General features: G+C 77.4%; 12 protein-coding genes. 7 read left to right on the forward strand and 5 right to left on the reverse strand.

All coding sequences use genetic code 11. The features are described 5' to 3' along the window. Positions 1–2 precede the first annotated feature (2 nt). From BLS82_RS00690 to BLS82_RS15485, 3 genes are all read left to right on the forward strand, one after another. Positions 3–1,970: an ATP-binding SpoIIE family protein phosphatase gene (locus BLS82_RS00690; protein WP_092860744.1), complete on the forward strand. Its 1,968-nt coding sequence runs from the start codon at positions 3–5 to the stop codon at positions 1,968–1,970. After that, entirely contained in the window at positions 1,970–2,338 is a 369-nt protein-coding gene (locus BLS82_RS00695; RefSeq protein WP_143028690.1) for an STAS domain-containing protein, read from the forward strand. Before BLS82_RS00690 ends, BLS82_RS00695 begins: the two co-directional genes overlap by 1 nt. 65 nt (positions 2,339–2,403) lie before the next feature. Beyond that, positions 2,404–2,829, forward strand: coding sequence for an ATP-binding protein (locus tag BLS82_RS15485; RefSeq protein ID WP_176818860.1), 426 nt, complete (start codon positions 2,404–2,406; stop codon positions 2,827–2,829). Between the two features lie 30 nt (positions 2,830–2,859). Here the strand turns inward: BLS82_RS15485 and BLS82_RS00705 are convergent, their stop codons facing one another. After that, positions 2,860–3,048 carry a hypothetical protein gene (locus BLS82_RS00705; RefSeq protein ID WP_092860749.1) on the reverse strand — a complete coding sequence of 63 codons (189 nt, stop codon included), beginning with the start codon at positions 3,046–3,048 and terminating at the stop codon, positions 2,860–2,862. Between the two features lie 259 nt (positions 3,049–3,307). On the opposite strand from BLS82_RS00705, the gene BLS82_RS00710 reads away from it, so the two are divergent. After that, entirely contained in the window at positions 3,308–5,503 is a 2,196-nt protein-coding gene (locus tag BLS82_RS00710; protein WP_255378021.1) for a carbon starvation CstA family protein, read from the forward strand. Next, positions 5,500–5,718, forward strand: a complete 219-nt coding sequence (locus tag BLS82_RS00715; protein WP_092860753.1) for a YbdD/YjiX family protein — start codon at positions 5,500–5,502, stop codon at positions 5,716–5,718. The genes BLS82_RS00710 and BLS82_RS00715 overlap by 4 nt, the downstream gene beginning before the upstream one ends. An 85-nt stretch (positions 5,719–5,803) precedes the next feature. On the opposite strand, the gene dnaG is transcribed toward BLS82_RS00715, so the two are convergent. From dnaG to dusB, 3 genes are read right to left on the reverse strand one after another with little or no spacing between them, the layout of a single operon-like run. After that, the gene (dnaG, locus tag BLS82_RS00720) at positions 5,804–7,744 is read right to left on the reverse strand and encodes a DNA primase (RefSeq protein ID WP_092860755.1); all 1,941 of its coding nucleotides are present in this window, start codon (positions 7,742–7,744) and stop codon (positions 5,804–5,806) included. A 9-nt stretch (positions 7,745–7,753) separates the two neighbouring features. Next, positions 7,754–9,139 (reverse strand): deoxyguanosinetriphosphate triphosphohydrolase, encoded by a 1,386-nt coding sequence (locus tag BLS82_RS00725; RefSeq protein ID WP_092860757.1) that lies wholly within the window; start codon positions 9,137–9,139, stop codon positions 7,754–7,756. A gap of 1 nt (position 9,140) precedes the next feature. After that, positions 9,141–10,313 (reverse strand): tRNA dihydrouridine synthase DusB, encoded by a 1,173-nt coding sequence (gene dusB, locus BLS82_RS00730; RefSeq protein WP_255378022.1) that lies wholly within the window; start codon positions 10,311–10,313, stop codon positions 9,141–9,143. Positions 10,314–10,469: 156 nt separating this feature from the next. On the opposite strand from dusB, the gene BLS82_RS00735 reads away from it, so the two are divergent. Then, entirely contained in the window at positions 10,470–11,606 is a 1,137-nt protein-coding gene (locus tag BLS82_RS00735) for a M64 family metallopeptidase (protein ID WP_092860759.1), read from the forward strand. 16 nt (positions 11,607–11,622) lie between these two features. On the opposite strand, the gene BLS82_RS00740 is transcribed toward BLS82_RS00735, so the two are convergent. Further along, positions 11,623–12,246 (reverse strand): PilZ domain-containing protein, encoded by a 624-nt coding sequence (locus BLS82_RS00740; RefSeq protein ID WP_092860761.1) that lies wholly within the window; start codon positions 12,244–12,246, stop codon positions 11,623–11,625. A 424-nt stretch (positions 12,247–12,670) separates the two neighbouring features. On the opposite strand from BLS82_RS00740, the gene BLS82_RS00745 reads away from it, so the two are divergent. Further along, positions 12,671–13,618 (forward strand): PDDEXK family nuclease, encoded by a 948-nt coding sequence (locus BLS82_RS00745; RefSeq protein WP_143028691.1) that lies wholly within the window; start codon positions 12,671–12,673, stop codon positions 13,616–13,618. Positions 13,619–13,671 lie beyond the last annotated feature (53 nt).

Here is a 13,671-nt window from a genome sequence, read left to right on the forward strand (position 1 = left end):
CCGTGGTCCCGGACGACGCGCCGGACGACGTGCGGGACGGGGCGCGGGACGGGGCGCGGGACGGGGCGTGGGACGGTGCGCCCGTCGGCCTGGCGCGCCTGCGCCTGGACGGCACCGTCGAGCGGGCCAACCGCACGCTGCTGGGGTGGGCCGGGCGCGAGCGCGCCGACGTGGAGGGCCGCGTGCGCCTGGGCGAGCTGCTGTCGGTGGGCGGGCGGATCTACTGGGAGACCCACCTGGCGCCGCTGCTGCACGTCGAGGGCCGCCTGGACGAGGTCGCCCTGGAGCTGAGGACCCGCCGCGGGCGCTGGCCCGTGCTCCTCAGCGCCCTCGTCGCGCCGGTGGAGGGCGGTGGCCCGGCCGCGGTGCACGTGGCCGTCAGCGGCGCCCGCGAGCGCCTGCGCTACGAGCGCGAGCTGCTCGGCGCCCGCACCGCCGCCGAGCGGGCCGCCGCCCGGGTGCGCGCGCTGCAGGAGGTCACCGCCGCCCTCTCCGGCGCGGTCGGGGTCGCCGCGGTCGCCGACGCGCTGCTGTCGGCCGCCACCGGCCCGCTCGGGGCCCGCCGCGCGGCCCTGTGGCTGCCCGGCCCGGACGGGGGGCTGCGCCCGGCCGGCACCGCGGGACCGGCGGCGCCCGGCGCACTCGCCCAGCCGGCCCCGGCCGGCGGCCTGCTCGGCGCGCGCGCGCAGGCGGGCCCGGACGGCGTCGTCGTCCCCCTACACGGCCACCGGGGCCCGCAGGGGGTGCTCGTGCTCACCGCCCGCGAGGACGCGGGAGCGGACCCGCCCGACCTCGACGTGCTCACCACCGTCGGCCAGCAGGGCGGCGTGGCGTGGGACCGCGCGCGGCAGTACGAGGAGCGCGCGGCGATCGCCTCGCAGCTGCAGCGCTCCCTGCTGGCCGTTGACCCGCCGTCCGACCCCCGCGTCGCGCTCGCCGCCTTCTACCAGGCCGGCGTGGAGGTCCTCGAGGTCGGCGGCGACTGGTACGACGTCTTCACCTCCGGCGAGGGGGTGCTCTCGGTGGTGGTCGGGGACGTCGTCGGCCGCGGCCTCGGCGCCGCCGTGGCCATGGGGCGCCTGCGCAGCGCCGTGCGCGCCGTCGCCGGCCCCAGCGTCGGCCCGGCGCGGCTGATCTCCTCCCTGGACCGCTTCGTCGAGCAGGTGCCGGGTGCGGCCATGGCGACGCTGGCGCACGCCCAGCTGGACCTCGCCGACGGGCGCGTGCGCTACGCCTGCGCCGGGCACCCGCCGCCGCTGGTGGTGCCCGCGCACGGGGAGCCGCGGTTCCTGTGGGGCGGGCGCTCCACCCCCCTCGGCGCGCACCTGCGCCCGCGCGCGCGGCCGGAGGCCGACGACCGGCTGCGGCCCGGGGACCTGCTGCTGCTGTGCACCGACGGCCTCGTCGAGCGCCGCGACCGGCCGCTCGACGACGGCCTGGAGGCCCTGCGCGCCGCGGCGGGGCAGGTGCGCGGGCAGCCGCTGGAGCGGGCCGCGCGGACGCTGACGGCGGCGCTGCTGCACGACGGCGCGGGCCGCGACGACGTGTGCGTGCTGCTCGTGTCGTGGCGGGGGACGGCGTTCGAGCGCCACCTGTCAGCCGACCTGGCCGGCCTGTCGGCGCTCCGCCGCTCCTTCGGCGCGTGGCTGCGCGAGCGCGGCGCGGACGCGGGCACGTGCGCCGACCTGGTCCTGGCCGTCTCCGAGGCGGTCGCCAACGCCGCCGAGCACGGCTGCGGCGGCCGCGGCGAGGAGCGGGTGCTGCTGCGGGCCCACCTGCAGGAGGGCGGGCCCGGCGGCGCCGACGTCGTCGTCGTCGTGGAGGACCGGGGCCGGTGGCGGCCGCCGAGGACGCCCACCGATCGCGGGAGGGGTCTGTCGATCATGCGCGCGGTGGTGGACGATCTCTCCGTGAGCGCGGAGGAGGGGACGACGGTGGTGCTGCGCCGTCGTCTGCGCTCGGAGGGGTGATGAGGCTGGAGGCGCTCCCCGAGCGCCGGAACGGCGTCCGGGTGCTGCGGGCGCACGGCGAGCTGGACGTCACCGCCGCCCCGGCCGTGCTGCCCGGGGTCCCGGACCTGGTCGCGGACGCCGCGGCCGTGGTCCTGGACCTGTCCGCGCTGAGCTTCTTCGACAGCGCCGGGGTGCGCCTGGTCGACCAGCTCTCGCGCGAGTGCACCCGCAGCCGGGCGCCGTTCCGCGTCGTGGCGCCGCCGCGCACCCCGAGCCGGCGGGTGCTGGAGCTGGTGGGCCTGGACGCGCTCGCCGACGACGACCTGCCCGCGGCGCTGCGCGCGGTCGGGGGCGCGGTCGGGAGCGGGGGCGCGGGCGGGGCGTGAGGTCGCGCGGGCTGGGTACACCTGCGGTGCGGGCCGCCGGGGCGCGCCGAGCGCAGGAGGGCGTCGTGCAGGTCCGATCCAGCGAGGACCCGGGAGCCGGGACCGGAGCCTCGGGCACCCCGGTGCGGGGCCGCTTCCCCGCTGTTCCCTCCTCGGTGCGCCTGGCCCGCGTGCTGGTGCGCGAGGTGCTGGAGCGCCACGGCGTGCAGGAGGACCTCGTGCCCCCCGCCGAGCTGCTCACCTCCGAGCTGGTGACGAACGCCGTGCGCTACGGCGGCGCCGGCGCCCTGTCCGTGCGGATCGCCGTGACGGCGTCGGAGGTGACGGTCAGCGTCTCGGACGCCTCGCGCACGCGCCCCGCGGTCGGCCCGCCGCGCGAGGACGGCGGGCGCGGGCTGCAGATCGTCGACACCCTCGCCACCGCGTGGGGCAGCGAGCCCGCCCCGGACGGCAAGACCGTCTGGTTCCAGCTCTACCGCACCGCCGGCTGACGCCGCACCGCCGGCCCGCGCCGGCGCCGCTCAGGCGCGGGCCGCCCACACCTCGAGCGGGACGGGCTGGGGGACGCGGACGGGCGCGAGCAGGGCCGGGTCGCCGGCCGCGGCGCCGAGCACGACCTCGAGGTCGCGCAGCGCGAGCTCCTCCGCCGGCTCCGGCGGGTGCTCGCACGGCGCGTCGGCGCCCGGGGTCGACAGCTCCTGGTCCAGCACGGGGTGGAGTCTGTCGAGGCGCCCGGGCCGGCGCCAGCCGGCTGCTCCGCTCGGCGGGCGCCTGGACCGAGCGGAGCGGGGCGGCGACCGTGGGCGCGCCGTCCGCGCGTCGTGGCAAGATCAGCGCCCAAGCGGCGCCGCTGGGGCGCTGCGCTGAGCGCTCGGGAGGCACGCCGTGGCGTCGACCACCGCAGAACACCCCGGCTCGCGACCCGCGCGGCCCCCGGGTCCGGCGCGGCGACGGGCCACCCCGCTGTCCGTGCTGGTCTGGGTCGGCGTCGCCCTGCTCGGCGCCGCCTCCTGGACGGTGCTCGCCATCGCCCGCGGCGAGACCGTCTCGGCGCTGTGGATGCTGTTCGCCGCGCTGTCCTCCTACGCGATCGCCTACCGCTTCTACGCGCGGTTCATCGCCACCCGGGTGCTGCGCGTGGACGACACCCGCGCCACCCCGGCGGAGCGGCTGCAGAACGGCACCGACTACGAGGTGACCGACCGGCGGGTGCTCTTCGGCCACCACTTCGCCGCGATCGCGGGCGCCGGCCCGCTGGTCGGCCCGGTGCTCGCCGCCCAGATGGGCTACCTGCCCGGAACGATCTGGATCGTCGTCGGCGTGATCCTCGCCGGCGCCGTCCAGGACATGACGGTGATGTTCTTCTCCCTGCGCCGCAACGGCAAGAGCCTGGGCCAGATGGTGCGCGAGGAGATCGGCGTCGTCGGCGGCGTCGCCGCGCTCGTCGCCGTCTTCGCCATCATGATCATCATCCTGGCGGTGCTCGCGCTGGTCGTCGTCAACGCGCTCGCAGAGTCGCCGTGGGGCGTCTTCTCCATCGCGCTGACCATCCCGATCGCCCTCTTCCTCGGCGTCTACCTGCGCTACCTGCGCCCCGGGCGGGTGCTGGAGGCCACCGGCATCGGCGTCGTGCTGCTGCTGCTCGCCATCGTCGGCGGCGGCTACGTCGAGCAGCTGGGGCTGGCGCAGTCCCTGACCCTCTCCCGCGAGGCGCTCGTGCTCGCGCTCGTCGTCTACGGCTTCGTCGCCTCCGTGCTGCCGGTGTGGCTGTTGCTGACCCCCCGCGACTACCTGTCGACGTTCATGAAGATCGGCGTCATCGTCCTGCTCGCGCTCGCCCTGCTGATCGCCCAGCCGGTGCTCGCGAACCAGGCCGTGACCTCCTTCGCGCTGGAGGGCGACGGGCCGGTCTTCGCCGGGTCGCTGTTCCCGTTCCTGTTCATCACCATCGCCTGCGGCGCCCTGTCGGGCTTCCACGCCCTGATCTCCTCCGGCACCACCCCGAAGATGATCGCCAAGGAGAGCCAGGTCCGGCTCATCGGCTACGGCGGCATGCTCATGGAGTCCTTCGTCGCCATCAGCGCCCTGATCGCCGCCTCGGTGATCGACCAGGGCCTGTACTTCGCGATCAACTCCCCCGCCGGCGCGACGGGCGGCACGCCGGAGACGGCGTCCGCGTTCGTCACCGGCCTCGGGTTCGCCACCCCGCCCGAGGCGCTCGCCGCCGCTGCCGCGGCCATCCAGGAACCGACCCTGATCTCGCGCACGGGCGGCGCCCCGACGCTGGCGCTGGGCATCTCGCAGATCTTCTCCTCCGCGTTCGGCGGGGGCCTGCAGGCCTTCTGGTACCACTTCGCGATCATGTTCGAGGCGCTGTTCATCCTCACCGCGGTGGACGCCGGCACCCGCGTCGGCCGGTTCATGCTCCAGGACACCGTCGGCAACGTGTGGAAGCGGTTCGGCGACCTGTCGTGGCGGCCGGCGAACCTCCTCGCCAGCGCCGTCGTGGTCGGCCTGTGGGGCTACTTCCTCTACGTCGGCGTCACCGACCCGCTCGGCGGGATCAACCAGCTCTTCCCGCTCTTCGGCATCGCGAACCAGCTGCTCGCGGCCATCGCCCTGACGCTGGTGACGACGCTGATGGTCAAGCACGGGAAGCTGCGCTGGGTGTGGGTGCCCGGCGTCCCGCTGCTGTGGGACCTGACCACCACGCTGACCGCGAGCTACCAGAAGGTCTTCAGCGACGTCCCGGCGATCGGCTACTTCGCGCAGCGCGCGCGCTACGCGGACGCCCTCGCCGCCGGGGAGGTGCTCGCCCCCGCGCAGGACGCCACGCAGATGGAGCAGATCGTCCGCAACTCCACGGTCAACGGGATCCTGCAGGCGACCTTCGCGCTGCTGGTGATCGTGGTCGTCGCCAACGCGCTGGTGGTCGTCCTGAGGGCGCTGCGCTCCGGCGGCTCGCTGCCGACCACCGAGGTGCCGCACACCCCGTCGCGCCTCGTCGAGCCCTCGGGCCTGTTCCCCACGCCCGAGGAGAGGCGGGCGATGGCCGAGCACGCGGCGCTCGTCGGGGCAGGGGCCGGCTCCGGCGGCCACGGGCCGCACGGCGCGGACCGCGGTCGCGGCACCTGGACCCCGGACGACGACGTGGAGCGACGGTGACCGCGCTCACGCCGGGCAGCTCCTCCGCGCCGGGCCCGCTGCGGCGGGCCTGGCGCGGGGTGCGCTGGTACCTGCGCGAGTTCACCGGGGAGGCCCGGTGGGACGACTACGTGCGCGAGTGCGCCGCGCACGGGCACGCACCGGTCAGCCGGCGGGAGTTCGAGCGCCGCCGGGCGGACGCGGCGGAGTCCGCGCCGATGAACCGCTGCTGCTGACCCACCGGCGGCCCGCTCGCACGACGCGCCGGGCCGCTCAGCCCCCTCCTCCGATGATCACGGCCGGGTTCCTGACAGCTGGGGCTCAGGCGCCGTGCCAGTCGATGCGCATCTGCTGGCGGCGGGCGGCGAGGGCGAACAGCTCGGCGTAGGCGCGCTGCGCGGCCTCGGCGTCGCCCGCACCCTCCAGGCGCTGGGCCCGGCCGCGCAGCTCGGCCTCCCGGCGCAGCAGGTCGCGGTCCATCGCCCCGCGCAGGAGGTCGACCGCCAGCCGCCCGACCGCGTCGGCGCCGTCGACCGGCAGCGGCGCGACGGCGAGCGCCTCCACGAGGGGGCGCACGGCCTCCGCCGCGGTCTCGTGCACGGTCTCGGCCCACCCCGCCCCGGCGGCGACCCCGGCGGCGACCCCTCCGGCGGCGCGCACGGCGTCGTGGACGGCGCGGTGCACCGGGGCGGCGAAGGCGTCCGCGCCGAGGGCGTCGAACTCCCCCGGCACGGCGCCGGGGGCCTGCAGCACCACCTGCAGCAGCTGCCACTCCGCCAGGAGCACCGGATCGCGCGGCGGCCCCTGCGGCGCGGACCGCTGCGGCGCCCGGGCGCCACCGTCCGCCGCACCGCTCGCCGGACCGGTGCCGTGGCCTCGGCCACCGGCCGCAGCGCCCGGGCGGCCGGGCGTGGAGCCCGAGGCGGGACGCCGTCCGGACGACGCCACGGCGCGCAGCACGGTCTCGACGTCCATGCCGAGCCACCCGGCGAGCTGGCGGGCGTACTCCGGGCGCAGCGAGCGGTCCTTGATGCCGGCGACGACGGGCGCGGCGGCCCGCAGCGCGGACACGCGCCCCTCGGCGGTGCCGAGGTCGAACTGCGCCAGGCGGGAGCGGATGGCGAACTCGAACAGCGGGCGGCGGGAGGTGACGAGGGCGCGCACGGCGTCGTCCCCCTGGCGCTGGCGCAGCTCGCACGGGTCCAGGCCGTCGGGCCCGACGGCGATGAACGTCTGCGCGACGAAGCGCTGGTCCTCCTCGAACGCCCGCAGCGCGGCCTTCTGCCCGGCCTCGTCGCCGTCGAAGGTGAACACCACCTCCCCGGCCCGGGCGTCGTCGTCCGCCATCACGCGCCGGACCACGGCGATGTGCTCGGAGCCGAACGCGGTGCCGCAGGTGGCGACGGCGGTGCCGATGCCCGCCAGGTGGCAGGCCATGACGTCGGTGTAGCCCTCGACGACGACGACCTGGCGGCGGCGGGCGACCTCGCGCTTGGCCAGGTCGAGGCCGTAGAGCACCTGGGACTTGCGGTACAGCGGCGTCTCGGGGGTGTTGAGGTACTTCGGGCCCTGGTCGTCCTCGGTCAGCTTGCGCGCGCCGAAGCCGATGGTGGCGCCGGTGGTGTCGCGGATCGGCCACACCAGCCGCCCGCGGAACCGGTCGTAGGGCCCCCGCCCGCTGCTGCCGGTGCTGGCCAGGCCACCGGTGAGGATCTCCTCGTCGGTGAAGCCGCGCCCGCGCAGGTGCTTGGTGAGGGCGTCCCACCCGGACGGCGCGTACCCGACGCCGAAGGTCGCCGCCGCGGCGCGGTCGAAGCCGCGCTCGACGAGGAAGCGCCGGCCCTCCTCCGCCTCGGGGGCGAACAGCTGCTCGGCGTAGAAGTCCGCGGCGGTGCGGTGGGCCTCCAGCAGCCGCTGGCGGCGCCCGACGTCCTGGCGCGGGCGCCCGGGGGCGCCGTCCTCGTAGCGCAGCTGGTGGCCGATGCGGGCCGCGAGCCGCTCGACGGCCTCGACGAAGGTCAGGGCGTCGACCTTCTGCACGAAGGCGATGACGTCCCCGCCCTCGCCGCACCCGAAGCAGTGGTACATGCCCACGCCCGGGCGCACGTGGAAGGACGGGGAGCGCTCCTCGTGGAAGGGGCACAGGCCCTTCAGGGAGCCGACGCCGGCGCTCTTGAGGGTGACGTGCTCGCCGACGACCTCGTCGATCCGGGTGCGCTCGCGGACGAGGTCGACGTCCTCGCGCCGGATCCTGCCCGCCACGCCGGGAGTCTAGGTCGCCGCGCCGGCGGCGCCGGACGCGGTGGAGCTCCTGGGGACGGCGCGCGAGGGCGGCACCGCCGCGCCGCCCGCCGCGCCGCCCGCCGCCCGCGGGGCCCGCGCGGCTCGCGGCCGCTGCCGGAGGGCGGCGTGCATCGCCAGCGCGCTGGCGTCGGTGAGCGAGGCGACCTGGTCGGCGACCGCGCGCAGGCGGGCGCCGTCGTCGCCGGCCTCGCGCCAGTCGCTCGCGAACGGCGGCTCGAGGCGCTCGGGGCGCTCGAGCAGGGCGTGCACGAGGTCCTGCACCACCGCGCGCTGCTCGGCGTAGACGGGCACGCGGTCGCGGTCGGTGAGCACGAAGACGGCGGCGACGCCCTTGAGGGCCGCGACCTCGACGGCGGTGGCGCGCGGGAGGACGAGGTCGGCGGCGTAGCGGGTCAGCGGCCCGGGGCCGGTGCGCTCGCGGGTGGCGGCCTGCACGGCGCCGCAGAAGCGGCCGATGAGCTGGCTGGTCATGTCCTTCAGCGCCGCCAGCGCCGGGCGGCTGCCGTCGAAGCCGGGCACCCAGTAGGGCGCGGCGAGCAGCGCGTCGAGCGCGGCCTCGACCTCCCCCTCCTGCGCGTCCGGCAGGTACAGCCCGTGCACCGCCTGCGCGACGAGGGCGCGCGGCTCGGCCGCGGCGAGCGCGGCGAGGTCGAGGCGCTCGGCCACGACGGCGTCCTCGACGTCGTGGACGCTGTAGGCGATGTCGTCGGCGAGGTCCATCGCCTGCGCCTCCACGCAGCGCCGGCGCTCGGGCGCACCGGAGCGCAGCCAGGCGAAGGCCTCGGCGTCCTCGGCGTAGAAGCCGAACTTCGGGCTCGCGGGCCCGCGCGGGTCCTCCCCCGCTCCCCACGGGTACTTCGTCGCGGCGTCCAGGCTGGCGCGGGTGAGGTTCAGCCCGGCGGGGCGCCCGGTGGCCGCGTCGACGACCTTCGGCTCCAGGCGCGTGAGCAGCCGCAGGGTCTGCGCGTTGCCCTCGAACCCGCCGACGGCCGCGGTGACCTCGGCGAGGGCGGACTCCCCGTTGTGCCCGAACGGCGGGTGGCCGAGGTCGTGCGCGAGGCAGGCGGCGTCGACGACGTCGGGGTCGCAGCCGAGCGCGCCGCCGAGCTCGCGGCCGACCTGGGCGACCTCGAGGCTGTGCGTGAGGCGGGTGCGGGCGAAGTCGTCGCTGCCCGGCCCGACGACCTGGGTCTTGGCGCCCAGGCGGCGCAGCGCCGAGGAGTGCAGCACGCGCGCGCGGTCGCGCGCGAAGTCCCCGCGCGCGGAGCTCTTGGGGGGCTCGGGCACCCAGCGCGCGCGGTCGTGCGCCGCGTAGCCGTCCGCTCCCCCGAGCAGGTGCGCGTGGCGGGCCACGTCAGCCGCCGCTGGTGGACGCCGTGGCCAGCTCCGCGTCGCGGACGACGCCCAGCGCCGTCCCGGTCAGCTCCCGGTCGTCGAGCCAGCCCTCCGGCAGGGTGACCCGCGCGGTGCCGCTGGTGCGCCCCCGGGGACCCTCGGCGGCGTCCCCCGGGTGCGGCTGGTCGAGGTCGAGGCCGGCGAGCAGCTCGTCGAGCGCGGCCAGGGAGTCGACGAGGCCGAGCCGGGAGCGCACGCTGCCGCCGACGACGTAGCCCTTCAGGTACCAGGCGACGTGCTTGCGGATCTCGCGGCAGCCGCGCAGCTCGTCGCCGAAGTGCTCCACGAGCAGCTCCGCGTGGCGGCGCAGCGTGGCGGCGACCGTGCGCAGCCCCGGGCGCACGCGCTCGGGGCGCCCGGCCAGCGCGGCGGCGAGGTCGGCGAACAGCCACGGGCGGCCGAGGCAGCCGCGGCCGACGACGACGCCGTCGCACCCGGTCTGCCCGACCATCGCCACGGCGTCCTCGGCGCGCCAGACGTCGCCGTTGCCGAGCACCGGGATGGAGGTCACGGCCTCCTTCAGGCGCGCGATGGCGCTCCAGTCGGCCGTGCCCGCGTAGTAGTCGGCGGCCGTGCGCGCGTGCAGGGCGACCGCGGCGGCGCCCTCGGCCTCGGCGACCCGGCCGGCGTCGAGGTAGGTCAGGTGCTCGGCGTCCACGCCCTTGCGCATCTTCACGGTCACGGGCACCCCGGCGGGGGCGGCGGCGGTGACGGCGGCGCGCACGACGGCACCGAACAGGGACGTCTTCCACGGCAGCGCCGCTCCCCCGCCGCGACGGGTGACCTTGGGCACGGGACAGCCGAAGTTGAGGTCGACGTGGTCGGCGAGGTCCTCCTCGACGAGCATGCGCACCGCGGCGCCGACGGTGGCGGGGTCGACGCCGTACAGCTGCACGCTGCGCGGGCTGGCGCCCGGCTCGTGCTGGACCAGGCGCAGGGACTCCGCGGTGCGCTCGACGAGGGCGCGGGAGGTGACCATCTCGCTGACGTACACCCCGGCGCCGTGCTCGCGGCACAGGGAGCGGAAGGGCGCGTTCGTCACCCCCGCCATCGGGGCGAGGACCACCGGGGTGTCGACGACGTGGGGTCCGATCCGCAGCGGAGGGAGCACGGGCGCGGCGAGGACGGGCACCCCTGCAGTGTCCCACCCGGGGGCGACAGCCCGCGTGTCCGCGGCGTGCGGGCTCGGCGCGCCCGCGGTGCAGCGGATGCGCGCCGGGCGGCGTCTGGAGCGGTGGGACGCCCGCGCACCGGGCGAGGGCGCCCAGCAGCTGCACCGGGAGGCCCCGTGCTCCGCCGTCCGCACGCACCCGCCCGCACCGCCGCGGCGGCGCTGGCCACCGCCTCGACGCTCGTCCTCGGGCTGCTCGCCCCCGCCGGCGCGGCGCCCACCGCACCGGCGTCCGACCGCTCCTCCTCCGCGCCGTCGCAGGCCGCCGCTGCGACCGCGGTGCCGGAGGGCCTGCACCCGCTGGTGCCGGGGCACAACTACCTCGACGCGCAGCGCATCGACATCGTCTTCGCCGCCTCCGGCGCACCCGAGGGCGCGGACTGGACCGGCTACGCCCGCCAGCTGCTCACCTGGGACGGCCCGGTGCCGCTGGGGCCGGACGGGCAGCCGGCCGGGCCGGGCGAGGAGGTGTGGGACCTCACGTGGGGGCCCTTCGCGCTGGAGCCCCTGCGCTCGCGCAAGGACCTGTTCAACGTCTGGTACGTCGAGGAGCCCCCGCCCGCCGTCGAGGGCTGGGACCGCCCCTGGGGCGCCGTCGGCGGCGCCTTCCCGGTGGACCTGCCGCACCGGCTCGAGGTCACCCTGGCCTGGAACTGGTCGGGCTCGACGCAGGCAGCGGCGCAGGTGCCGATGTTCACCCCGCCGCAGACCCCCGCCGCCGGGGCGGACGTCTTCGACGGGGTGATCCTCGGGATGAGCGGTGAGGCGATGGACGCCGCGCGGGACGACGGGGTGCTGGCGCACGAGCTCGGCCACGCGCTGTTCGCCCTGCCGGACAAGTACAGCTTCGACCGCTGGGGCTACGACGGGCCGCCCACGAGGTCGTACTACCCGGTGTGCGCGGCGGACCAGGCGCAGGCCGAGGAGTTCTTCGGCGACCTGGTCGGCACCGTGGACCCCTTCTTCCAGGAGTGGGTGGCGGCCTACGCGCAGCACGGCATCCCCCTGGGCGCGGATCTGGAGGCCTGGTACCGCGAGCAGGTCGTCGTCGACTACGTCCCCGACGGCTGCTTCGGGCCGGCCGGCACCGCCAGGCGCTCCTCGCGCGGCGGCATCATGCACGACACCCAGGTGGTCTTCGACGCGGTCGAGCGGCGCTGGGCCGAGCAGGTGCTCGACGCGTGGTCCGGGGCTCCCGCCCCGTGCGCGCCGGCCCCGCTGGCCGCCGCTCCGCTGGCCGCCGCTCCGCGGTGAGCGCTCGGCGGGCCCGTCAGCGGCCGGGGCGGCCGGACAGGTCGGAGAACACCGCGCGCTCGATGCGCTCGGCGTCCTCGTCGGTGAGGTCGACGAAGCGGATGGCGACCTCCCCGCGGGCGGCGTCCACGCGCACCACCTCCGCGCGGGCGGAGACGGTCTCGGCGTCGGAGACCGCCACCTCCACCTCGAGCCGGTCGGCGGCGCCGATGGCCTCCGCGGGCAGCTCCAGGCGGGCGCCGGCCCGCGAGAGGTCGACGGTGAGCGCCGCGTAGGCGGTGCCGGCGGCGCGCACGGACGCCGAGCGGACGGTCTCGGCGCGCGGGGCCGTGCGGCGGTGCTCGTGGGCGATGGCCAGCACCCCGGTCAGGCTGACGGAAGTGCCGCGCACGTCGGCCTCGGCGATGGCCTCGATGACGCTGACCGCGCCGTCCTCGGACTCCAGCCGGGCCCACACCCGCTGACCGGAGACCGCGGCGACGTCCGAGGGCGCGAGCGCGACGCTGGCGGTGACGACGAGGCCGGCCGGTCCGGCGTCCCACATGGCCAGCGTGCCGGTGGTGCCGGCCCCGGAGCGGACGGGCAGCAGCACCACGCTGCTGCCGATGACCGGCGCGGGCGCGCTCTGCGTGGTGACCATGCTGCTGCTCCTGTCGGGTGCGGACGGGCTCGGGCGACCGTAACCGCCCGGGTCCGTCCGCGTGCCCGTTTCGCGCAGGCCGCGCCTCCTGCACCCGCGGCCGTCCTGCGTCCCCGCGCGCCGCTCACCACACGTCGCGCACCACGCGCCGCTCACCGCGCGCCGCTCACCACACGTCGCTCACCGCGCGCCGCTCACCGCGTGAGCACGGGGGCGCCCAGTGCCCGTAGGACGAGCACTGGGCGCCCCCGTGCTCATCGGCGATGGGCACGGTTCCACCCGGTGCCGCTGGAGCGGGCCCCAGCGGCCCCCGCACGGCTGGTCGGCGACCACGTGCCGCTCACAGGCCGGTCCCGCTCCCCCGCCGTCCACAGGCCGGCCGCGGGGCGCCCGCCGCACCGCGCGGTCGCTCCAGAGTGCTGTCGTGCCCCGACGCGTCCCCGTGGACCTCGCCGCCCTCGCCGTCCTGCTCGCTCCGGGCCGGTCGGTGGCCACGCACCGGCAGCTGCGGGAGGCCGGCGTCCCGGCGTCCACGATCACCCGCCGGATCCGTCGCGAGGGGCCGTGGCAGCGCGTGCTCCCCGGTGTCGTCGCCGGTCACCGGGGCGTCCTGACGCGCACCGAACGCCGGCTGGCGGCGATCCAGTACGCCGGGAGGGGTGGCGCGCTCACCGGACGCGACGCCCTGGAGGTGCACGGCGTGCGCGTCCGCCTCGACCGCCCGGACGACCGGGTGCACGTGCTCGTGCCGCACCCGTGCCAGCGCTCGTCCCACGGGTTCGCCCTCGTCACCCGCAGCCGGCGTCCGCTGGACGCCGTGCTGGTGCGGGGGCTGGCGTGCGTCCCGGTCGCCCGAGCCGTCATCGACGCGGCCCGGCGCACCGAGGACCTCGCCGACGTGCGCGAGCTCGTCGCGGCCGCCGTCCAGCAGCGGCGGTGCACGGTGGCCCAGCTGGCCGAGGAGGTGCGGCTGGCCGCCCGGCAGCGCAGCGCGCTGAGCCGAGAGGCGCTGGCCGAGGTGGCCGCGGGCGTGCGGTCCGGGGCCGAGGCGCGGCTGCGGGAGGTCTTCGCGGCGGGCGGCGTGCCGGCCCCGCGGTGGAACGTCCCGATCCGGTCTGCGGACGGTGAGGTGATCGCCGTCGCGGACGCCTACTGGCACGAGCTGCGGGCCGTCGTCGAGCTGGACTCCGTGGAGTGGCACGCGAGCCCCGCGGCGTACCGGTCGACGCAGCGGCGGCAGAGGGCGCTCGTGGCCCACGGCGAGCGCGTCCTGGCACTGGCTCCCCGCGACGTCCACGACGACCCGGCCGGTGTCTGCCGGGAGGTCATGGCCTCCCTGCGCGTCTGCGTCGAGGCACGACGAGCGCGCTGACCCGGCGCGAGCGCCGGACTGGGCGCGATCGTGCCCATCGCCGGTGAGCACGG

This window comes from Quadrisphaera sp. DSM 44207 (assembly GCF_900101335.1).
In the GTDB taxonomy this organism is placed as follows: domain Bacteria; phylum Actinomycetota; class Actinomycetes; order Actinomycetales; family Quadrisphaeraceae; genus DSM-44207.

Excerpts from the sequence above, each read along its gene's own strand:
- BLS82_RS00695 (WP_143028690.1), top strand. The coding sequence starts at position 1,970 with ATGAGGCTGGAGGCGCTCCCCGAGCGCCGGAACGGCGTCCGGGTGCTG.
- BLS82_RS00740 (WP_092860761.1), bottom strand. The coding sequence starts at position 12,246 with ATGGTCACCACGCAGAGCGCGCCCGCGCCGGTCATCGGCAGCAGCGTG.